Consider the following 21,081-nt stretch of genomic DNA (forward strand, 5'->3'; position numbering starts at 1 on the left):
CCGCATAGCCGATTAAATATTAGATTGTTCGTATAACAGTATTTTGCAAAAAATCAGCGGTTATCGACCGCTTGTTAAGAGAGAACGAAGATGAATTTGAAACAGGAAAAAATCGCCGTACTGTTTGGCGGCGAATCGGCGGAGCGTGAAGTGTCGCTCAACTCTGGTAAAGCGGTGTTTGAAGCCCTACAAAGTTTGGGCTATAACGTGGAAGCGATCGATACTAAAACCTTCCCGATTGAAAAATTAAAAGAAAAAGGCATTCAGCGGGTATTCAATATTTTGCACGGCGGCATCGGTGAAAACGGCGTATTGCAAGGGGCGTTGGAACAGCTTGGCATTGCCTATACCGGCTGCGGTGTAATGGCGTCGGCGATTACGTTGGATAAATTCCGCACCAAATTATTGTGGAATGCAGTTGGGCTGCCGACAGCGGAAATGGTTGTGGTGCAACGGGGACAAGCGGTCGATTGCGAGCAAATTATTGCAAAACTCGGTTTGCCGTTGTTTGTGAAACCGGCGAGCGAGGGATCGAGCGTCGGGGTCAGCAAGGTGAAAACGGCGGATCAACTGTTACCGGCGATCGAGGCGGCACTGCAATATGATGCGATTGTGTTGGTAGAAGAGAATTTAGCCGGTGCGGAATATTCCGTGCCGGTGTTAGCTGGTGAAGTGCTGCCGGCGGTGCAAATTATTCCGGACGGCGAGTTTTACGATTATCACGCCAAATATATTTCCGACAATACTCAATATATCTGCCCTGTGCTTTCCGAGGCGCGCCAAGCGGAAGTTGCCGCCTTAGTGAAAAAAGCCTATGAGGTGGTGGGCTGCCGTGGTTGGAGCCGCATTGATGTGATGGAAGACGGTGAAGGTCATTTCCGTTTGGTTGAAGTGAATACTAGCCCCGGAATGACGAGCCACAGTATTTTCCCGAAATCGGCGGCAACAGTGGGTTATAGTTTTGAGCGGTTAGTCGAGCGGGTACTGGAGCTGAGTGCGTAATGAGTGTGGTTTTCCGCAAAAAACCAACGTCTGTTATTGGGACGAAGATCAGTAAGCCCGATAATCCGATCGATTGGCTGATTTTTATTAAGCCGATGATTCTGTTTGTCTGTTTGATTTTTGGCTATATACTCTATGCAAATTGGACAAGTATGCTTGAGTCGCTGGATAAAACGCCGATCAAATCTTATGCGCTCACCCATAAAACCCGTTTTACTACTAATCAAGATATTCGGGAAACGCTATCTCAAGCGCCGCAATTAAAGGGCTATTTCGGACAGGATATTCAAGCGGTGAAAGAGCGGTTTTTAGCGCTCTCTTGGGTGCGAGATGTCGTGGTGCGGAAAGTGTACCCGAATCGGCTAAGTCTGACGCTAATTGAACACATTCCGGCGGCACGTTGGAATCATAGCCAGTTTGTCTCTGACAAAGGCGTGGTATTTGGGCTGCCCGAAGGGCGTTTTGACGCACAAAATTTGCCGTTACTGTTTGGGCCGGATAGCGAAAGTAAAGTGGTGCTGGAAGCGTGGGGCAAAATTAAACGGGACTTAAATACCCGCAACTTACGTTTAAAAGCGGTGGCGATGGATACCCGCGGTTCTTGGACAATCACTTTGGATAATGATGTGGAATTACGTTTGGGGCGGGGAGATTGGTTGCCGAAAATCGACCGCTTCGTGAGCATTTTCCCTGAAATTGATGTGCCGGAAGGTAAGCGGTTGTCCTATGTCGATCTACGTTATGAACACGGTGCGGCGGTCGGACTAAGTAATAAACACTAATTTTTGCGAATAGAATGAATATGACGAAAATAGCAGAATCTAAAATTGTGGTCGGGTTAGAAGTCGGCTCGCATAAAGTTGTGGCGGTAGTGGGCGAAGTCTTACCGGACGGCGTTGTGAATGTGATCGGCTCCGGTGTCAGCCCCTCCAAAGGCGTGCAAAGCGGCGGCGTAGTGGATTTAGATGCGGTGGTATCGGCAATCGGGCGGGCGATTGAGGAAGCCGAGTCGATCTCCGAATGTCAAATTATGGGCGTTACGCTGGCGATTTCCGGTGCGCATATTACCTCTTTCAACGAAGTCGGTACTGTGCCGCTATCGGGCACGGTCAAGCAAGAGGATCTGGATAATGCGATTCATATCGCCCGTTCAATTAAATTACCGGATGGGTTGGAAACCTTACATATTATTCCGCAAGAGTATAAAGTCGATCGATTGCCGGCAACTAAAAACCCGCTCGGTTTATCCGGTATGCGTTTACAGGCACAAGCCCATATTATTGCCTGCCATAATGATTGGTTGCGTAATTTAAAAAATGCGGTAGAACGTAGTAAATTAAAAATCGATCAAATTATTTTTTCCGGTTTAGCCTCCAGTTATTCCGTGCTAACCGATGACGAACGGGAATTAGGGGTTTGCTTAATTGATATTGGCGGCGGCACAATGGACGTGCTAGTTTATACGGACGGTGCATTGCGCTTTAGCAAGGTGATTCCGTTCGGCGGCAATAATGTAACCGATTATATTGCGGCAACCTTTGCAACCTCACGCAATGTGGCGGAAACCATCAAAGTGCAGCACGGGAGTGCGATTTCGCCGCCGTCCAGTTTTGCCGATAGAAAATTCCAAATTGACGGATTAGGCGGTCGTGTGCCGAGAACTTTTTCCAAAGAGCAACTGTCTAATTACACTGCACAATGCTATCACGATTTATTAAAGGTTATATCGGACGAATTAATTAATTTGCGTAATGAACTTTATCAAAAAGGGATAAAACAAGAATTAATTGCAGGAATTGTATTAACGGGTGGTGGTTCTCAAATAGAAGATATTGTAGAATGTGCCAAATCTGTCTTTAATTCCCAAGTGAGAGTGGGCGACCCCCTCAATATTACCGGATTAACCGATTATGTGAATAAACCGCAATATGCCAGTGTGCTCGGTTTATTACATTATAGCCATTATAATGATTTGGATAGTCGTTCCGAGGGCGATATTGGTGATAAGGTTGGCGGCATCATTGATATTGTCGGTCGAGGGGCGAAAAAATTAATTCATTGGGCAAAATCAAATTTTTAATTGTGTCGAGAGAACACATCAGGGAGAATCGAAAATGTTTGAACCGATTTTTGAACCAACTCAAGATGCGGTCATTAAAGTTGTCGGTGTCGGCGGCGGTGGCGGTAATGCACTCAATCATATGGTTAATACGCAAAACGATGTTGGCGGTAGCGTTGAGTTTTTTTCAGTAAATACCGATGCGCAAGTGCTACGCAGTAGTTCAGTGCAAAATACCATTCAAATCGGTGCAAGTGTAACCAAAGGGTTGGGAGCGGGGGCTGATCCGAATGTCGGACACCAAGCGGCAGAAGAAGATCGCGATGCGCTAACCAATATGCTAACCGGTGCCGATATGGTGTTTATCGCCGTCGGAATGGGCGGCGGTACGGGAACGGGCGCTGCGCCAGTCATTGCCGAAATTGCGAAAAGTCAAGGTTCTCTCACGGTCGGTATTGTAACCAAACCTTTTACCTTTGAAGGGCGTAAACGTTCCGCTTACGCTGAACAAGGGATTAAAGAACTTGCCAAACACGTTGATTCTCTGATTATTATCCAAAACGACAAATTGCTAAAAGTATTGCCTAAAAATGTGAAGTTTAATGAAGCTTTCGGGGTTGCCAACGATGTTTTACGCAATGCCGTATTAGGTATTACCGATATGATCACATCGGAAGGCTTGGTGAACGTGGACTTTGCCGATGTGAAGAAAGTGATGTCGGAAATGGGACGAGCAATGATGGGGACGGGGATTGCCGAAGGAGAAAACCGTGCGGAAAATGCCGCCAAAGAAGCAGTGGCAAGCCCATTATTGGAAGATGTGGATTTATCGGGTGCAAAAGGGATTTTGGTAAATATTTCGTCCGGTTTCGACATTGAATTAAACGAAGTCAATACCATTATGGAATATGTTACCAGTTTTGCCGATCCTGATGCGGCGATTATTTTCGGTTCGGCATTTTATCCTGAAATGGAAGGTAAAATCCGGGTAACCCTTGTGGCGACAGGTATCGGGCAACAAGAAGAAATTATGCACGCACCGAGAATCCAACAGCCTATTGCGCAGGTAAACGGCTATCCGCAGTCGGTACAGCCACAGTCGAATCAACCGGCGTTTGTCGGCGGCTATCAGCAACAAAATAACCAGTTCGGACAGCAACCGGTTCAACAGCCGCAATCCGCACCAAAACCGCAGTCTGTGGATAGCAACCAAATGTTCTCACCGGCATCTATCCCGGGCTTTATGAGAAACGGTCAATAACGCCGAATCCTGTGAAGGATTAAGGAAAAACGATATGATTAAACAAAGAACCTTAAAACAAGCAACAAAAGTTACCGGTATTGGATTACATAGTGGTAAGAAAGTAACGCTCACCCTGCGCCCTGCGCCAGCAAATACCGGGATTATTTATGCTCGTACGGATCTCAATCCTGTCGTTTATTTTCCGGCAAGTGCCGAGGCAATTCGTGATACGACCCTCTGTACCTGTATGATCAATGACGACGGCGTGCGTATTTCCACAGTCGAGCATCTCAATGCGGCAATGTCCGCTCTTGGCTTAGATAATATCATTGTGGAAGTTGATGCGCCGGAAATTCCGATTATGGACGGCAGTTCTAGCCCTTTTATTTATCTTCTCTTAGACGCAGGGATAGAGGAACAAAATGCGACGAAAAAGTTCATTCGCATTAAAGAACATATCAGAGTGGAAGAAGGGGATAAATGGGCGGCGTTTAAGCCGTATGCTCACGGTTTAAAACTGGATTTCACCATTGATTTTACCCACCCGATGATTAGCCCCGAAGTGCGTCATTATCAAATGGCATTCTCTGCACAAAACTTTATTCAACAGCTTAGTCGGGCAAGAACGTTCACCTTTATGAAAGATGTGGAATACCTTCAATCGATCGGGCTGGCGTTGGGCGGTAGTTTAGATAATGCGATTGTGCTGGACGAATTTCGTATTTTGAATGAAGACGGATTACGCTTTAAAGATGAATTAGTCCGCCACAAAATGTTAGATGCAGTGGGTGATTTATTTATGTGCGGCTACAATATTTTAGGCGATTTTAGCGCCTATAAATCTGGACACGGTTTAAATAATAAATTATTGCGTGCCGTTTTAGCCAACCAAAATGCGTGGGAATTTGTAACCTTTGAACAAAAACACGAAGCTCCGCAAGGTTATGTTGCAACCGGACAACTCTTTATTTAAGTAAAAATAGAGTTTGGAGAAAGGCTTAGCATTACAGGTGCTAAGCCTTTTTGTTCTAGTTTAAAACGGCGGTTTTGACTCAAACGCCATCGGTTCAAAGGTGATTGGGTGGGTAATTGCCAGATATTCAGCGTGTAAACACAATCTCGGCGAGAGGCTTTTGGCTAAAGGATTAGCGTAGAACTTATCGCCGATAATCGGATGCCCCAACGCTAAGCTATGTACCCGTAGTTGATGGGAGCGTCCGGTATAGGGGGTGAGCCTGACTCTCGTGGTATTATTTGGATAGTGTGCAAGAATATCGTAAAAAGTAACCGCTTGCTTTCCCCGCTCAAAGCAGATTTTTTGGCAGGGGCGGTTTTCCCAATCGCAAATAAGCGGTAAATTGATCGTGCCTTGCTCGCCAACGTGCTGCCCCATTTTGCCCCACACTAGCGCTTGATAATGCTTTTTCGGCTCTCGTTCACGAAATTGGCGTTTAAGCTCTTTTTCCGCTTGCTTGCTGAGCGCAAACAATAAAATGCCGCTGGTTGCCATATCTAAGCGGTGTGCCGGCTCGGTGAAGCCGTATTTTTGCTGCACTCTGACCATTGCACTGTCTTGATATTCAGGACGATTGCCCGGTACGGAGAGCAGCCCGCTCGGTTTATTCAGAACAAGAATGTGGTTATCCCGATAAATTTCGTCTAACCAAGGGGTTTGGGGAGGATTGTATTCAATAAGTGCCATAAGAGAGAATGTTTAGAGAGATTAAAATGCCGAATCAGGTGTTCGGCATTAACAAGCGGTATGTTTTCCGCAGATATTGACCAATTAGGCTTCGTCATCAATTAAGACGGATTCTAACGCAATTTCGATCATCTCGTTAAAGGTTAATTGGCGTTCTTCGGGCGTAGTTTGCTCGTGGGTACGGATATGGTCGGATACGGTGCAGATGGCAAGGGCTTTAGCGCCAAATTCTGCGGCAACGCCGTAAATGCCCGCCGCTTCCATTTCCACGCCTAAGATGCCGTATTTTTCCATTACATCAAACATTTCAACATCTGGTGTATAGAATAAATCGGCAGAGAACAGATTACCAACTCGTACATTAACCCCTTTTTGTTTGGCGGCTTCAACGGCAGCAACTGTCATATCGAAATCGGCAATGGCGGCAAAGTCATTATCTTTAAAGCGAATGCGGTTTACTTTGGAATCGGTACAAGCACCGACACCGATGATCACATCACGTAATTTCACGTCTGTACGCACTGCACCGCAAGACCCGACACGGATAATTTTTTTCACACCGTACTCGGTGATCAACTCTTTGGCATAGATTGAGCAGGACGGAATCCCCATACCGTGCCCCATTACCGAAATACGGCGTCCTTTGTAAGTGCCGGTATAGCCGAGCATATTACGCACGTTGGTAACTTCTTGGGCATTATCTAAAAAGGTTTCGGCAATATATTTAGCACGCAGCGGATCGCCCGGCATTAATACAACATCGGCAAATGCACCGGCTGGTGCGTTAATGTGTGGAGTCATTGTGATTTCCTCATTGGTTATGTAGAGAATCTTGGGGGGATATTTTCCATTGCTCCGCCGTTCATTGCAAGCCCCTATTTTGCAAAAATCGTGAGGAATCCGAGCGCTTGCACCAAATTGTATGATGAACGGGCGACAAGCGGTCGGTTTAACACTGATGTTTGCAATGGAGCAAAATAACGGTTTCGTTCATTAGCAGCCCTCGCGATAGAATTGAGCTTTTAAACGGACGCTTTGAAATCGCTTGTTCGTTCATTTTTGCTACCTCATATTGTGATGATATAGCGACGTGAACGATAGGATTACAAACTTTGATATAATTTAAAGGCTTGCCCGTCAGACATACCTGCGAGGTAATCGCAAATCACCCGTGGGCGTTGGTTCGGTTCGGCTTTTTGCCAACGTTGGGCAACGGCTTTAGGGAGTAAACGTCTCGGATCACAACTGAGCATATCAAACAGTGCCATTAAGATGCGCTGCCCTTTATATTCGACCCGCTGTGTCGTTACATCGCAGATAACATATTGATAGACAAAGCGTTTTAATATATCCAGCACGGCACGGACTTCCGCAGGCAAGGTCGCATTAAAATGCAGCAACGGCTCTTCAAACTCGCTTATCGCCTGCCATTGCACATTGGTAACAAAATAATTGACCAAGCCGCCAATCACATCTTTGCGTTCGTAGCGATGCTCGGAAAAGAGTTTTTCGCTCATTCCCTTCGCTAGCATTGTTTTGATCCAAGGTGAGCAACATTGCTCAAACTCCGCTACTGCATTTTGCCACGATTGCGGTGTAACCATTCCGCCGACAATCGCATCTTCCAAGTCGTGCACCCCGTAGGCAATGTCGTCCGCCAATTCCATAATGCTGCAATCAAGGGATTTATAGCGGGTCTGATTTGGACAATTTGGATCGCTGTTTTCGATAACTTGGGTGAACAGTTGGCGATCCGGTTCGGAAAGTGGGGCAAGTACCCAATCGAAAAAAGGCTGATCGTCATCAAATAGCCCTTTACTGGTCGGGAAATCGTGTAAATTGATGTAACGGGAATGAGTGATCGGCTTGGGCTGACGAGGAACAGCTTGGGAAAGTAGCGTGGGATATTTGATAATACCGAGCAAGGTGCGGCGGGTTAAATTCATTCCGGCATTTGCGGTGTAAGGCTCAAGCTGGGTAACAATACGGAAAGATTGTGCATTGCCCTCGAAGCCGCCATATTCTGCCATTTTGTAATTGAGCGCCATTTCGCCACCGTGTCCGAAAGGCGGATGACCTAAGTCGTGAGCAAAGCAGAGGGATTCGGTAAGGCTGCGGGAAGGTAAAAGGGCGGTGAGTTGTTCGGCATATTTTGCAAATTTGGGTTCGCAACAGACCGCTTGAAAGCCGAATTTATCCTCCGCCAGTTTAGCCCGTAAACTGCTGCCGATTTGGGCAACTTCAAGGGAATGGGTGAGGCGAGTGCGATAAAAATCATCTTCCCCAACGGCGTGAATCTGCGTTTTCGCCTGTAAACAGCGAAAGGCTTCAGAATGTAAAATCCGCCCCCGATCTCGCTGAAAGGGCGAGCGATGATCCTGCTCACGTTTTTGATCCGCTTGAAAACGTGCCGTCCAAATGGCTGAAGTCATAGTTACCCCTCAATTGTAGAATATTAAGGCAATTCTAGCGTGAAAGTGCGATGGAAAACAAGCCTAAGCGGCGGATTGCCGCCCTCGCATTTGGTGGACAACATTAGTGATCACGCCGGCAAGGGGAATATCTTGCCAAGATTGAATCCGTAAATTGGATTCACGAATATCCAATGCAAACAGGATTTTTTCATCCTCAATCTCATTAAAAAATTGGTAGAACTTATACTCGCCTGCTTTTTCGATCACAATCAGATCGTTTTTTTGAGGGGCTTGGTGGTTTTCAACGATCAGCAGATCGTCAAACTCAATGCCCCACATAATCAAATTCGGGTTTTTAACCTGAATGAAAAAGGTTTCATTCGGGCGGCGGATACAGAGGGCATTGAGATCGAGTTTGAGTGATCGCTGGCTGTTAGTATCTCGATAGAGGGGAAGGGGTTGGTAGGAGCGTTCACGCTCAAGGGATCGCAAATATGCCATATAGCCTCCGAAACTGTCTGTTTATACAGGATTTATTTTACTGTTTATTAAAACAGTGTCAATCGGCAAAATGCATTTTTTTGTAAATTATTACAGTATTACGATCCCTTTTTCAGCAAAAATCAGCCACGATTTAAACGTGGCGTTGGCATTATGATTTGGATAGCAAGAGATTTGCTAAGGTTTTAACCCCAATCCCTGTTGCACCGACCGCCCACAGATCCGAGGCATTTTTGCGGAAAGTGGCGGAACAGTCGATATGCAACCAATTTTGCTGATAATTTTTCACAAAATAGGAGAGAAAGGCGGTGGCAGTGCTTGCACCTGCACCGACCGGCACGGAACCGGTGTTACTAATGTCGGCAAAGGCGGACGAAATTTGCGAACGGTGGAACGGCTCGAACGGTAATCGCCAGAACGGTTCGTTCTCTGCTTTAGCCGCGGTGAATAAATCATTGACGAGCTGATCGTCCATTGAAAGTACCGAATGGTAATCGTTGCCCACTGCGATTTTTGCCGCACCGGTTAGGGTGGCGCAGTCGATAATAAATTGTGCATTCTGTTTATCCGCATCAATTAAACCGTCTGCCAGTACCAAACGCCCCTCGGCATCGGTATTATTGACTTCCGCGGTTACGCCATTGCGGTAGGTGATAATATCGCCTAACTTGAAAGCTCGGCTGCTGACCATATTTTCGGCGCAGCAAAGGTAGAGTTTCACCCGCTGTTTTAAGCCGCGGGCAATCGCTAAACCTAATGCGCCCGTAACGAGTGCGCTACCGCCCATATCGGTACGCATTGTGCTCATTGAATCGCTAGGTTTGAGGCTGTATCCGCCGGTGTCGAAAGTAATGCCTTTACCGACCAAGCAGGCTAACACGGGGGCATCGGGATTGCCGGTCGGGTTAAAATCAAGCTGTAACATTGCCGGCGAGTTCGCCGAGCCTTTGCCGACCGTCCAAATACCGTGATAGCCCCGCTCTTTTAAGGCTTCACGGGCGATGATTTCAAAGGAAACGCAGCCTTTACCGACATAGTGATCCGCCTGATGCAAAATAAATTCTGCCACTTTGTTTGCCAATGCTTCGGGGGTGAGGGTATCGGACGGTTCGTTGATGAGTGTGCGGGTAAAGGTTGAGCAGGCAAGGCGGGCGTTAAATTCCGTTTGTTGTTCGTGCAGTGATGGAAAGGCAATCGTCCCCGCATTTTTCACGCTGGCAAAGCCTTGCTGAAACGCCCAGCATTGCTCCAATTCCCATTGTGCTCCGGCTAAAGCGACATTCAAAATCCCTTGATTTTTAATTTTGCGGGCGGCTTTTTGAATGGTGATGAGCGGATTGTCTTGCAAGTGAATGGTAATGCCCTGATCGTTTGCCGAAATGATCGCATTTTCGCCCCAAACTTGCGGTGCAGGGCTGGTTGAGAGGGTGATATTCATCGTTTTCATTGGATTTCCTTTTAATTTGATAACAAGCGGTTCGATCCTAGCAAAATTTTGCAACATTATATAGCGGTTGCACAGCGCTAAACGATGACGTCATCGGCGTGCAATCTAAAACCCAAAGAATATCAATCCGTTATTGGCTAGGACAGGTAATGTATCCTAAGGGTTTAATAATAAGCCTATTTTGTGCCACCGAGAAATGATAGTGCAATGTTGCAACATTTGCCGTAAAAAAGACCGCTTGCAAGTTGATGATTTTTATTCACTTTTTGCCTAATTTTCGATAATCTTGCACTCCTTTTCGTTTTTGAGATATTTTTATGAATGGATTACTAAAATTAACTCGATTTGTCAGCCAAACCTTTGCGGTTTGGGTGATTGTGTTTGCCTTGCTTGCGGCACAGTTTCCTGATATTTTCAAACAGTTTGTGCCGTGGATTCCCTATCTGCTTGGGATTGTGATGTTAGGAATGGGATTAACTCTAACGTTTAAAGACTTTGCCGAAGTAACCAAAAATCCGAAAGCCGTGCTAATTGGCGTAGCGGCACAATTTATCGTAATGCCGAGTGTAGCGTTTGCGTTAGTAAAATTATTTCAACTGCCGGCGGATCTGGCAATTGGGGTGATTTTGGTCGGCGCGTGCCCCGGCGGCACATCCTCAAATGTGATGACCTTTTTGGCAAGGGGGAATACGGTATTATCCGTTGCCTGTACAACCATTTCAACCCTGCTTGCTCCGGTTTTAACGCCGGCAGTGTTCTATCTGTTAGCCAGCGAATGGTTGGAGATTAACGCCGCGGCGATGTTTTTGTCGGTATTGCAAATAGTATTGTTGCCGATTTTTATCGGGTTGGTGATACGGGGCATATTTAAGCAGAAAATCGCACAGGTGAGCCAAGCAATGCCGCTGGTGTCGGTGATCGCCATTGTGCTGATTGTTACGGCGGTTGTGGCGGTGAGCAAAGAGAAAATTTTGGCATCGGGGCTGCTGATTTTTGCGATTGTTTCCTTACATAACAGCTTGGGCTATCTGATAGGCTATGCGTTGGCGCGTATACTCAATCTCTCGGTTTACGATAGTAAAGCGGTTTCAATTGAAGTGGGAATGCAAAATTCAGGTTTAGGCGCAGCCTTGGCGGCGTTGCACTTTAAGGCGAACCCGATTGTCGCTGTGCCGAGTGCCGTGTTCAGTTTTTGGCATAATATTTCAGGGCCGATTTTGGCGATGTGGTTTAGCCGTCTCAATAAATCACAATCCGATTAAATCCGCCGGCTAAAATAAAAGGGGCATTGCCCCTTAAAATCTCAAGCGCATATTGCCGCTGCTGATTTGCTCGCCCTCTGCCCGTTGGGTGGTAATGACCTGTTCCCCTTCTTTTAGCCCTGAGGTAATTTCAGTGTAGCGGCTATCCGATAAGCCGAGAGTAACCGTTTTTTCCACCGCTTTATTATTTTCCAGCACTTGTACGCTCGCACTTTGCCCCTGCTTTTTCAAGGCGTTACTTGGGACAAGCAAAACCCCTTTCTTTTGCTCAATAATGACTTTGCCTTGCACGGTCATTCCGATGCGTAAGCGGTGATCGTGGTTGTCAATTAACGCATTAGCGTAATAATACACGGCATCGCTGTTACCGGAGGCTTCTTTGTAGGTGTTATCCGTTAGGGTGGTGAGTGCCGGATCAACACTGTGGATTGTGCCTTGATAGCGCTGTTCAGGATCGGCTAACGGGGTAAAACTGACCACCTGCTGCGGTTTTACTTGCGCAATATCGCCCTCGGCAATTTCAAATTTAATCAATGCCTTATCCACATTTGCCACTTGGACAATGGTCGGCGAAGTTTGGTTTGAATTGACCGTTTGCCCCTCGGAAATCGGGATCGATACCACCACACCGTCAATCGGCGAGAGAATTTTGGTGTAGCCCAAGTTGGTTTTTGCCGTATTGACGGCGATCTGCTTCACTTGGATTTGGACTTTAATCTCTTCTAAATTAGCTTTTGCCAGTGCCAAATCGTTTTGGGCTTTCTCCAACTCACTTAATGAAGTGCTTTTTTGGCGGTAAAGGGTCGAGAGGCGGTTGTAGTTAGATTGCGCCACATTTAATGCCACTTGGCGAGATTGAAGCTGCGTTTGGGAAGCGGAAAGCTCGGCTTGGGCGGTATTAAGCTCATTTTGTTGCGTTTCGGAGTCAATTTCCGCAATCAGTTGCCCTTTTTGTACCGCTTGCCCCATTTCAACATAGAGCTTTTGAATTTTACCGGAAACCTGTGCTCCAACCTCGGTTCGTTGGCTGGCTCGTACCGAACCGGTCGCCAGTACGCTTTTATCCAAATCCCCTCGTGTTACCGGCTCGGTAATATAGTGGATTTGGGCAGTCTGTTGGGGTGCAAAAAATTGCTGATAAATAAAATAGCCTGCCCCCAGTAGGGCAAGCAAAATCACGATTGATTTACTTTTTTTCATTCCATTCTATTTATTTTACATAACAAGCGGTCTTTTCCGACTGATTTTTAGCAAAATAGTTCCTTGTCGGTGAACGGCGTTAGTGAATGCCGAAGGTTGCCCGTAGATAGCTGGCGACGGCTTCGTGTTTATGATCGCCAATGATCTCATTGGCGGGCAGCGCCTGCTTTAAACGTGGGTCGGCATTGCCCATAATGCAGCCTTTGCCGACTTGCGAGAGCATTTCCACATCGTTCATTCCATCACCAAAGGCAAGGCAATCCGCCAGTGTGTAGCCCCGTAGTGCTACTAACTCGGCGAGCGTATTCGCTTTGCAGACATTTTTGTGCATTATCTCAAGGCATTGCGGGGTGGAGTAGGTGATTTGCAGTTGGTCGCCATAATGGTGGCGGATATGTTGCTCAATCGGTAAAAGATCATCAGCGGTTTTGCCGATGTAGAAGATTTTTTCGGTTTGCCGCCCGTGGTGCTGTTTGAAATCGATCACTTGGTAGCAAAAGCCGGAATCTTGGTGGTATTTTCGCAACTGTTCAATATCCACGTTGATAAACCACTCGTCCCCTTGATAACTGTTAATACAAACGGTTTGCGGATTAAACGGCGTGTTTTGCATAATCGCAAGGGCAAGCTCTTCAGGAATATGGTGATTGACTAACAGTTCTCCGGCTAAATTATTACCCCTTGCGCCGTTTGAGGTTACCAACATCGCCTCTTTTACATCAACTTTGCTAATGATATGTTTGACATCGGGCAGGTTGCGACCGGTGGCGAAAAAAATATCGACCCCTAATTTTGCCAATTTGTTCAGGGTTTCAATCGTGAAATTGCCGATGCGGTGGTGGGCGTTCAACAGTGTGCCGTCCAGATCGGAAATAATTGCTTTAAACGGAAGGTTCATCGTTTGTTTCTCCTGAGTATGATCAATCTAAAAGGGCGAGCGGGACTTTGCGTTGCTCAATCTCGGCATCGCCCTGTAATTGTTTCAACAATAATTTGACTGCCCATTTGCCCGCTTGTTGATAGCCAAAATCAAGGCTGATCAAATCGGGGATCAGATAATCCAACAATTCGTTGCGACCAATCGTTGCAAGCGGTCGGTTTTGTTGTGTTTCTTGCAAATATTTAAGGCAGCCGATCGTCAAACTACTGCTGGCGCATACAATGGCGGAAACGGGCTGCCGAAACAGTTGCGGTGCATTGCGGTAAGCGTTGTCCGCTCCAAGCGGCGTTTTCACCAAATTCGGTGAAAGATGGTGCTGCTCACAAAATTGCAAATAACTTTGGTTACGCAATTTGCCGGTGGTTTCATCGTCATCATTCACACCGAGATAAGCTATTTCTCGATACCCCTGCTGATAAAAACGTTGCATTATCAGCTTGACGGCGTGTGCGTCATCATAAAACACGGCGGAAATATTCGGGTAGGGGCGAGCCACCGTCACCAAATGGTGCTGCCATTCATTGAGAACGGCGTGAGAGAGCTGAGAAAAGCCAAATAAAATCACCCCATTCACTTGGCGTTCTCGGAATAATTTAAAGTGCCGGCTGACAAGTTCTGGCTGAAATTGGCTTTCAACAATAATCGGGGTGATTTGCTGGCGGTAAAGTGCCGGCAAAATAGCACTCAATGTTTGGGATTCCGCCGCCGAGTTCAAACGGGTAATAATAATGCCCACCACAGGCTCTCGGCTGCCCCGCATTGCTCTGGCACTGCGGTTCGGCTGAAAATTCAGCGATTTGATTACAGCTTGAATGCGTTCTCGTGTGGCGGGATTGACATTCGGATCATCGTTTAGCACGCGGGACACCGTCGATTTACCGACTTGGCACAGTTGTGCAATATCTTTGATAGTATATTTCATTCTTTAGCCGGTTGGATTTTGCCAGGTCGGAATCGGATCGGCGGGGGGAGAAATCTCAATCTCTTGATCTTCATTAGTGGGTGAAGCGTCAGGTTTTTTATCGTTTTGAGGTGCTGGGGATTCGGGGGCTGACGTATTTGCATTATTTGGCTCGGAACTCACCGCTTGCTCGGGGGGGGGTTCCGTATCATCAGTGGCTTCACTCGGAATGACTGCTTCCGCCTTCGGCATTTGTACCACTATCGTTTCAACATTTTTTTGGCTTTCTAGCAACTTTCGCCCAATCTCCACCTGTGGATCGAGCCAAACAGAAACGACCGCATTGTTAAAGGCTTGGTTAAATTCTTCCGGTATGACCGTATCGTTAAGCACAAAATAACCTTTGTCGCTCAATGCAATGTAGCTTAATTGGTCGTTTTTCTTAATATTAGGCAGAATTTTGCGCAGCCGATCGACAACCTCATCTTGATTTTCCAATGTAATACCAAGATTAGACCACGAGCGGGCAAGGGAGATCGCAAAATCCCGCCCGTCCACCGGTTTTGCATATTTTAGCGTGAGCATTAGCGGGCGAGTGCCGAGCTGATATTCACCTGTTTCCGTAAACAGCGAGAGATTATAGATTTTAAACGGCCCCCAAACATAATCGGCCTCACTGATTTTCTGCCAGTTGGCAAATACCGTATTGGTAGCAAGCAAAAGCAGTGTCAGACAGACGGAAAGATAACGCATTCTTGATCCTAATAAGTAAAAAATCGCAACTATTATACCGTTAAACATAATTTGTTCACATCGGGATTTTGCCTGAATTTTTTGTGATCTGCTTCAAATTTTTAATATTTAGTTGTCGGCAGTCAAAATGAAAGTGTTATTATTCCGACTATAATAAATAATAACCAAAGGAGTTTTATATGTTCCCTGAATACCGTGATTTAATCAGTCAATTAAAAACGGAAGATGCCCACTTTGCACGGCTGTTTGATAAACATAACGAGCTGGATCAACGGATTAAAAATATGGAATCGAATATTGAGCTAGCAACCCATACGGAAGTTGAAGTCTTGAAAAAAGAGAAGCTCCATTTAAAAGACGAAATCTATGCGATTTTGAGAAAAAAGGCGGCATAATTTCAAGCAGAGCCTAAATAAAAAACCCAACCTTTCGGCTGGGTTTTTTTATCGGCTTATTCTGAAACAATATTGACTGTTACCGTTGTGTTCACTTCTGCGTGTAAGTGTAATTTCACTTCGTGTTCGCCGGTTGTGCGTAACGCACCTTCGACAAGACGTACTTCTGCTTTAGTGATAGCAACGCCAGCAGCAGAAATAGCTTCGGCGATATCACGCGCACCGACAGAACCGAATAAACGACCGTCATCACCTGCTTTAGAGGTAATGGCGATAGCGCCTAAGTTTGCAATTGCTGCGGCACGAGCTTGTGCTGCGCTTAATGCTTCTGCGGCTTTCGCTTCTAATTCTGCACGACGAGCTTCAAAATGTGCAATATTTGCTGCCGTTGCCATTACCGCTTTACCTTGCGGGATTAAGTAGTTACGGGCAAAACCTGCTTTAACGTTTACTTGGTCGCCTACTGTACCAAGTTGAGCAACTTTGTCTAATAAAATAACTTGCATTGTACTCTCCTTAAATTACTGATGGTTGTCAGTGTATGGAAGTAACGCAAGATAGCGTGCACGTTTGATTGCACGAGCTAATTGACGTTGATACTTCGCACGAGTACCAGTGATGCGGCTTGGAACAATTTTGCCGCTTTCAGAAATGTAGTTCTTTAATGTAGCGATATCTTTGTAATCGATTTCAACAACATTTTCCGCAGTGAAACGGCAGAACTTACGACGACGGAAATAACGTGCCATTTTGGCTTCTCCTAATCTATAAATTCAATCTGTTCGGTGTGTAATACTAACTGGTTTAAACCGTTGTAGTCTTTGTGAGTGTGGATAAAACCTTGAATTTTCACTCGAACACCGACCATAATTTGTTGGGCTATTGTACTAAATTGATTACCGCTCAAAATCACTTTGATTTTGCACCACGCTTGGCGTTGTAAATTCACTTCTACTTGGTTGGAACGATGTTCCAAATAAAAACTGTAGTGTGGGATACCTAGCGGGCTTCGGCTTTGTTTAATCCTTGTGGCAACGGTGCCGGATAGGATTAAACAGTTATCAATCGGCGAATTACTCGCCTGCATCCTCGGCTTCAACTTCAGCAACTGCTTCAGGGGCTTTACGCTCTTCCTTCGCTTTAACCATTGGTGATGCTTCTGTTACTGCACTTTTAGTGTGAACGATTAAGTTACGAAGAACCGCATCGTTATAACGGAAGTTAGTTTCTAGCTCGTCGATTACGCTTTGAGGCGCTTCTACATTCATTAACACATAGTGTGCTTTGTGAAGTTTGTTAATTGGGTATGCTAATTGACGACGACCCCAATCTTCTAAGCGATGAACTTGACCGCCTGCTTCTTTAATAGAAGCGGTATAACGCTCGATCATACCAGGTACTTGTTCGCTTTGGTCCGGATGAACCATAAAAACGATTTCGTAGTGACGCATTGACTATCCTTACGGGTTTAACAGCCTCCAACTTTAGCCAGTCATCAACCTGTGGAAGCAAGGATTAAAAAGTGAATATGACTGAACGGGCGTATTATACGCACAAAAATTTTTTTCACAAGCAGAAAAGCATTGATTACAGATTTTTGTGCGTAAACGACCGCTTGTATTTCGGCTAGCTTAAAAAGCCAAAGTGGTAAGCGATAAATAACAGGGTAAAACCGGTTAAATAAATTAAGCCGATAATAGATAGCCAAAACAAACCGCCTTTGACCCGATGCTCCCCTTTGAGTACCAACGATAAATTCAAGTAAGCGAAAATCGGGGTAGAAATGAACGAGCAGATCATCGCAAAGTTAAGCATTTTGGCGACATCGCTCATAAAGACAAGAATAATCACTAAGCCGGCGACGGCGGCAAAGGTCATCCAAAGGCTTAATTGGGCTTGGGAGCTCTCTTTTTTGTTGAGTAACACCCGCAAGGCTTCGGCATTGGCACGGGAGTAGCCGTCAATCACGGTAATGGTCGTGCCGAACATACACATAAATGCTATGAATGCGATTAACAGGCTTGACCAATCGCCAATCGCATAGGCGTACATACGGATCAGTTGGGCGATATATTTTACCCCTGCTTTTTCCACGACTTCGCCTGAACCGTATTGAATAATTGCCCCTAATGCCAAAAATACTAAGGCTAAAATGGCGGTGCCGATATAGCCGACATTAAAATCGAATAAGCCGTCTTGATAGCTGATTTTGTGGAAACGCTGTTTGGCGACCACCCACATTGAATTAATGGCGGAAATTTCAATCGGCGCAGGCATCCAGCCCATTAACGCCACGATAAAGCCGAGTGAGGCGAGTTCCCACGGAGAGGGTTCGACAAAATCGGGCAGCATCACACTGCCTTTAAAGCTGGCGATGACGACCGCACTGACCGTTGAAACGGTTAATGCCGTCATAATCCATTTCGACAAACGGTCTAAGAAGCGATATTTGCCGAGTAACAAAATCCCCCAAGTAACGCTGATAACAATCGTACTGAGTTGCGGAATGGTAAGCGCCCACGATTTCGGCAAAATAAAGCTCAAAATAGCGGCTGTTACAATACCGACACCGGCGGTATTGATCATTGTGGCAAACACATTTAAGACAAAAAACACAAACAGGTAGAGCGTGCCTTTTTCTTTATAGCCTTCTAATAAGGTTTTATTTGAGGCGAGGGTATATTGTGCACCGAAGCGGAAAAACGGGTATTTGAACAGGTTGGCTAAAATAATGATTAACGCAAGCTGCCAGCCGTAAATCGCACCGGCTTGGGTAGAGGCGATGATATGCGAGCCGCCCACGGCTGCCGAAGCCATTAAAATACCGGGGCCCATAGCGGCAAATTTACTTTGCCAAGTGGATTGTTGTGTCATATTGGTTCCTAATTGTTTTTGTTTTGTAAAGAATACAATTTTAGGCATAAAATTTGATTAAAAACAACAATCAATTTATTATTTGCCGTTCCGTTTAAATGCCCGATGATGATTTGTAGTGGGGAGAAAATGTTGCAACGATGGCGTATATTGATAATGAGCTTAGGATTAGGTCTGTTTTCCACAGGGAGCAGCGCCGAGCTGCGTCATTTGGAATGTCAAGTAGTCGGTATCAGTGATGGTGATACGCTCACTTGCTTAAAAGATCGCAAACCGCTCAAAATCCGTTTACAATATATTGATGCGCCGGAAAGCACCCAGCCGTTTGGTCAGCGAGCCAAACAAGCCTTAGCCGCCTTGGCGTTTAAAAAACAGGTGCGTGTTGCTGTGAGCGGTTACGACAAATATCAACGTTTGCTCGGCGTGATCTACAACGAACGGGGTGAAAATCTCAATCTGATGTTGGTCGAACAGGGAATGGCGTGGGCGTATCGCCAAACCCAACCGATCTATCAACAAGCCGAAAGTCTTGCCTGCCAACGCGGAATTGGACTATGGCAAGCGGCAAACCCGATCAATCCGGCGGATTGGCGGGCGAACAAGCGCTCGGATCACTCCCCAATTTTGCAACATTCCCGCCCAAACGCCCCGCTTTCTGCAACGCTAAACTGCAATGTGAAACGCAGTTGTCGCCAAATGGCAGATTACAATGAAGCCTTGCGTTATTTTCAACAATGCGGTTGGAAAGAATTGGACGGCAACAATGACGGCATTCCCTGTAACAAACTTTATCGGCAGGCAAATCGCAAATGAACGCACAATTTCGTCAACAATTCCCTTTTTTTCAACAACAGCCCGAGTGGACTTATCTGGATTCCGCCGCCACAACCTTAAAACCGGCTATTTTAGGCGAGGCGACCGCCGAATTTTATCGCTCCGCCGGCTCGGTGCATCGCAGTCAGTACGATCTCGCCCAAAGCGAACGCTATGAATTGGCACGGGATTTGGTTGCCCAACGTTTTAATGCCGAAGCGAGAGAGGCGGTTATCTGGACAAGCGGCACGACACACGCACTGAATATCGTGGCAAATGGCTTGGCTGCCCGGCTTCAAGCGGGCGATGAGATTTTGATTTCCGTGGCGGAACATCACGCTAATTTTGTGCCGTGGCAACAGCTTGCGCAACAGATAGGGGCAAAACTGGTGGTGTTACCGCTCAATTCAGCCTATCAAATTGACGATGATATACTCCAAAATGCGTTGTCGGCTCGTACCAAAATTGTGGCATTGAACTTGGTGTCTAACGTGAGCGGCGTTCGGCAACCGATTGAACGGCTTATACCGATTATCCGCCAACACAGTGAAGCGATCATCGTATTGGATATTGCCCAAGCGGTGTGTAGCGAAGCGATTGACGTGCAAACATTAGATGCCGATTTTTACGCCTTTTCCGCCCATAAAATGTATGGCCCGACCGGTGTCGGTGTATTGATTGGCAAAATGCAACGTTTGGCACAATTACGCCCGCTGGTTTTCGGCGGCAAAATGCTACAAGAGGTGAATGCAGAACGGTTAATTTTAGCGGATCTGCCCTATTGCCTTGAAGCTGGCACGCCGAATATCGCCGGCATTATCGGCTTTGCCAGTGTGTTGGAATGGCTGAATGAATGGGATTTTGCAATGCTCAATCAAGGGCTTTATAAGTTGGCTGCCACCCTCTACAAGCGGTTAGATGCTTATCCGAACGTGCAAATTATCGGGCAGGGTACCCGCCCGACCTTGAGCTTTACCGTGCAAAATCAGCACCACGCCGACCTTGCTGCTATTCTGACCGAGCAACGAATTGCCCTACGCAGCGGCGAGCATTGCGCTAAACCTTACTTACGCTACCTCAACCAAACCGGCACACTCCGCCTTTCCCTCGCTCACTACAATAATCAACACGATCTCGAACGGTTTTTTGAGGGGGTGGGCCTGGCTTTGGATATTTTAGCAGTTTAACTTTCTGAAATGATTCAAATATATAATTATTTAAATTTAGCTTCAATTACATCTGTGATTAGTATCCAAAAGGCTCCGCTCCTCACATTTAGGTTTTGTTGGATAAGTTTAGCTGATGATTTATTGAGAAAAATAAATTTTACCAAAGTTATATAGTATTGCACTGATTTCGGTAATAGAGATTACCTACCAATTGGAAAACTGTGCTAATCCGAGCTGGCAGTGAATCGGTATGTGGTGTACAGAACAACTTTAATTAAGTGTAGAAGATCAGATTAAATCTGACAAATCACAATAAAAAGTGAGCGTTTCCCGTTTAGAATATGAGTGTCAAATTCAATCTAAACAAAAAAGGAAACGCTCATGTTTTATTCTAACAACCCTCTCA

22 protein-coding genes and 1 pseudogene are annotated in these 21,081 nt (G+C 46.0%); 9 read left to right on the forward strand and 14 right to left on the reverse strand.

What is annotated here, in order from left to right:
• Positions 1 to 90: 90 nt before the first annotated feature.
• Genes E4T80_RS01595 through lpxC form a run of 5 tightly spaced genes read left to right on the forward strand, consistent with a single transcriptional unit; the run spans position 91 to position 5,277 of the window.
• Positions 91 to 1,002: a D-alanine--D-alanine ligase gene (locus tag E4T80_RS01595; RefSeq protein WP_135054331.1), complete on the forward strand. Its 912-nt coding sequence runs from the start codon at positions 91 to 93 to the stop codon at positions 1,000 to 1,002.
• Positions 1,002 to 1,784: a cell division protein FtsQ/DivIB gene (locus E4T80_RS01600; protein WP_135054333.1), complete on the forward strand. Its 783-nt coding sequence runs from the start codon at positions 1,002 to 1,004 to the stop codon at positions 1,782 to 1,784. Before E4T80_RS01595 ends, E4T80_RS01600 begins: the two co-directional genes overlap by 1 nt.
• Positions 1,785 to 1,804: 20 nt before the next feature.
• Positions 1,805 to 3,082 carry a cell division protein FtsA gene (ftsA, locus tag E4T80_RS01605; protein WP_047976275.1) on the forward strand — a complete coding sequence of 426 codons (1,278 nt, stop codon included), beginning with the start codon at positions 1,805 to 1,807 and terminating at the stop codon, positions 3,080 to 3,082.
• A gap of 34 nt (positions 3,083 to 3,116) precedes the next feature.
• On the forward strand, positions 3,117 to 4,322 hold the full coding sequence (gene ftsZ / locus E4T80_RS01610; RefSeq protein WP_135054335.1) for a cell division protein FtsZ: 1,206 nt from the start codon (positions 3,117 to 3,119) through the stop codon (positions 4,320 to 4,322).
• 34 nt (positions 4,323 to 4,356) lie between these two features.
• The gene (lpxC, locus tag E4T80_RS01615; protein WP_135054337.1) at positions 4,357 to 5,277 is read left to right on the forward strand and encodes a UDP-3-O-acyl-N-acetylglucosamine deacetylase; all 921 of its coding nucleotides are present in this window, start codon (positions 4,357 to 4,359) and stop codon (positions 5,275 to 5,277) included.
• A gap of 60 nt (positions 5,278 to 5,337) precedes the next feature.
• Here the strand turns inward: lpxC and rluA are convergent, their stop codons facing one another.
• The 5 genes from rluA to pepB all read right to left on the reverse strand — a co-directional run bounded on the left by rluA (position 5,338) and on the right by pepB (position 10,359).
• Positions 5,338 to 6,006 carry a bifunctional tRNA pseudouridine(32) synthase/23S rRNA pseudouridine(746) synthase RluA gene (gene rluA, locus E4T80_RS01620; RefSeq protein ID WP_135054339.1) on the reverse strand — a complete coding sequence of 223 codons (669 nt, stop codon included), beginning with the start codon at positions 6,004 to 6,006 and terminating at the stop codon, positions 5,338 to 5,340.
• Positions 6,007 to 6,090: 84 nt separating this feature from the next.
• Positions 6,091 to 6,807 (reverse strand): purine-nucleoside phosphorylase, encoded by a 717-nt coding sequence (deoD, locus tag E4T80_RS01625; protein ID WP_135054341.1) that lies wholly within the window; start codon positions 6,805 to 6,807, stop codon positions 6,091 to 6,093.
• A 302-nt stretch (positions 6,808 to 7,109) separates the two neighbouring features.
• On the reverse strand, positions 7,110 to 8,438 hold the full coding sequence (locus E4T80_RS01630; protein WP_135054343.1) for an anti-phage deoxyguanosine triphosphatase: 1,329 nt from the start codon (positions 8,436 to 8,438) through the stop codon (positions 7,110 to 7,112).
• Between the two features lie 63 nt (positions 8,439 to 8,501).
• Positions 8,502 to 8,921, reverse strand: a complete 420-nt coding sequence (locus tag E4T80_RS01635) for a LexA family protein (protein WP_135054345.1) — start codon at positions 8,919 to 8,921, stop codon at positions 8,502 to 8,504.
• 151 nt (positions 8,922 to 9,072) lie between these two features.
• Positions 9,073 to 10,359, reverse strand: a complete 1,287-nt coding sequence (pepB, locus tag E4T80_RS01640) for an aminopeptidase PepB (protein ID WP_135054378.1) — start codon at positions 10,357 to 10,359, stop codon at positions 9,073 to 9,075.
• Between the two features lie 326 nt (positions 10,360 to 10,685).
• On the opposite strand from pepB, the gene E4T80_RS01645 reads away from it, so the two are divergent.
• Positions 10,686 to 11,630, forward strand: coding sequence for a bile acid:sodium symporter family protein (locus E4T80_RS01645; RefSeq protein WP_135054347.1), 945 nt, complete (start codon positions 10,686 to 10,688; stop codon positions 11,628 to 11,630).
• A 33-nt stretch (positions 11,631 to 11,663) separates the two neighbouring features.
• Here the strand turns inward: E4T80_RS01645 and E4T80_RS01650 are convergent, their stop codons facing one another.
• The 4 genes from E4T80_RS01650 to E4T80_RS01665 all read right to left on the reverse strand — a co-directional run bounded on the left by E4T80_RS01650 (position 11,664) and on the right by E4T80_RS01665 (position 15,424).
• On the reverse strand, positions 11,664 to 12,830 hold the full coding sequence (locus E4T80_RS01650) for an efflux RND transporter periplasmic adaptor subunit (protein ID WP_135054349.1): 1,167 nt from the start codon (positions 12,828 to 12,830) through the stop codon (positions 11,664 to 11,666).
• Between the two features lie 79 nt (positions 12,831 to 12,909).
• Complete coding sequence (locus E4T80_RS01655) at positions 12,910 to 13,728, reverse strand: Cof-type HAD-IIB family hydrolase (protein ID WP_135054351.1); 819 nt, start codon at positions 13,726 to 13,728, stop codon at positions 12,910 to 12,912.
• A gap of 22 nt (positions 13,729 to 13,750) precedes the next feature.
• Entirely contained in the window at positions 13,751 to 14,692 is a 942-nt protein-coding gene (locus E4T80_RS01660) for a LacI family DNA-binding transcriptional regulator (RefSeq protein WP_135054353.1), read from the reverse strand.
• Positions 14,693 to 14,695: 3 nt separating this feature from the next.
• A complete protein-coding gene (locus E4T80_RS01665) occupies positions 14,696 to 15,424 on the reverse strand; it encodes a pyruvate formate lyase-activating protein (protein WP_135054355.1) in 729 nt (242 codons plus the stop codon).
• A gap of 179 nt (positions 15,425 to 15,603) precedes the next feature.
• On the opposite strand from E4T80_RS01665, the gene E4T80_RS01670 reads away from it, so the two are divergent.
• The gene (locus tag E4T80_RS01670; protein WP_047976286.1) at positions 15,604 to 15,819 is read left to right on the forward strand and encodes a YdcH family protein; all 216 of its coding nucleotides are present in this window, start codon (positions 15,604 to 15,606) and stop codon (positions 15,817 to 15,819) included.
• A 56-nt stretch (positions 15,820 to 15,875) separates the two neighbouring features.
• Here the strand turns inward: E4T80_RS01670 and rplI are convergent, their stop codons facing one another.
• The 5 genes and pseudogenes from rplI to E4T80_RS01695 all read right to left on the reverse strand — a co-directional run bounded on the left by rplI (position 15,876) and on the right by E4T80_RS01695 (position 18,693).
• Positions 15,876 to 16,325 carry a 50S ribosomal protein L9 gene (rplI, locus tag E4T80_RS01675; protein WP_135054357.1) on the reverse strand — a complete coding sequence of 150 codons (450 nt, stop codon included), beginning with the start codon at positions 16,323 to 16,325 and terminating at the stop codon, positions 15,876 to 15,878.
• Between the two features lie 15 nt (positions 16,326 to 16,340).
• The gene (gene rpsR / locus E4T80_RS01680) at positions 16,341 to 16,568 is read right to left on the reverse strand and encodes a 30S ribosomal protein S18 (RefSeq protein WP_005598105.1); all 228 of its coding nucleotides are present in this window, start codon (positions 16,566 to 16,568) and stop codon (positions 16,341 to 16,343) included.
• Positions 16,543 to 16,906: pseudogene (priB, locus tag E4T80_RS01685) on the reverse strand (primosomal replication protein N). The gene rpsR and the pseudogene priB overlap by 26 nt, the downstream one beginning before the upstream one ends.
• On the reverse strand, positions 16,893 to 17,270 hold the full coding sequence (gene rpsF / locus E4T80_RS01690; RefSeq protein WP_047976289.1) for a 30S ribosomal protein S6: 378 nt from the start codon (positions 17,268 to 17,270) through the stop codon (positions 16,893 to 16,895). Before rpsF ends, priB begins: the two are co-directional and overlap by 14 nt.
• A gap of 175 nt (positions 17,271 to 17,445) precedes the next feature.
• Positions 17,446 to 18,693: an NRAMP family divalent metal transporter gene (locus E4T80_RS01695; RefSeq protein WP_135054361.1), complete on the reverse strand. Its 1,248-nt coding sequence runs from the start codon at positions 18,691 to 18,693 to the stop codon at positions 17,446 to 17,448.
• A gap of 129 nt (positions 18,694 to 18,822) precedes the next feature.
• Between E4T80_RS01695 and E4T80_RS01700 the strand changes: the two genes are divergently transcribed.
• Positions 18,823 to 19,506: a thermonuclease family protein gene (locus E4T80_RS01700; protein WP_135054362.1), complete on the forward strand. Its 684-nt coding sequence runs from the start codon at positions 18,823 to 18,825 to the stop codon at positions 19,504 to 19,506.
• Positions 19,503 to 20,693, forward strand: coding sequence for an aminotransferase class V-fold PLP-dependent enzyme (locus E4T80_RS01705; RefSeq protein ID WP_135054364.1), 1,191 nt, complete (start codon positions 19,503 to 19,505; stop codon positions 20,691 to 20,693). Before E4T80_RS01700 ends, E4T80_RS01705 begins: the two co-directional genes overlap by 4 nt.
• The last annotated feature ends 388 nt before the right edge of the window (positions 20,694 to 21,081 follow it).

The sequence above is a fragment of the Muribacter muris genome (assembly GCF_004569585.1).
GTDB classification, from domain to species: Bacteria; Pseudomonadota; Gammaproteobacteria; order Enterobacterales; family Pasteurellaceae; genus Muribacter; species Muribacter muris.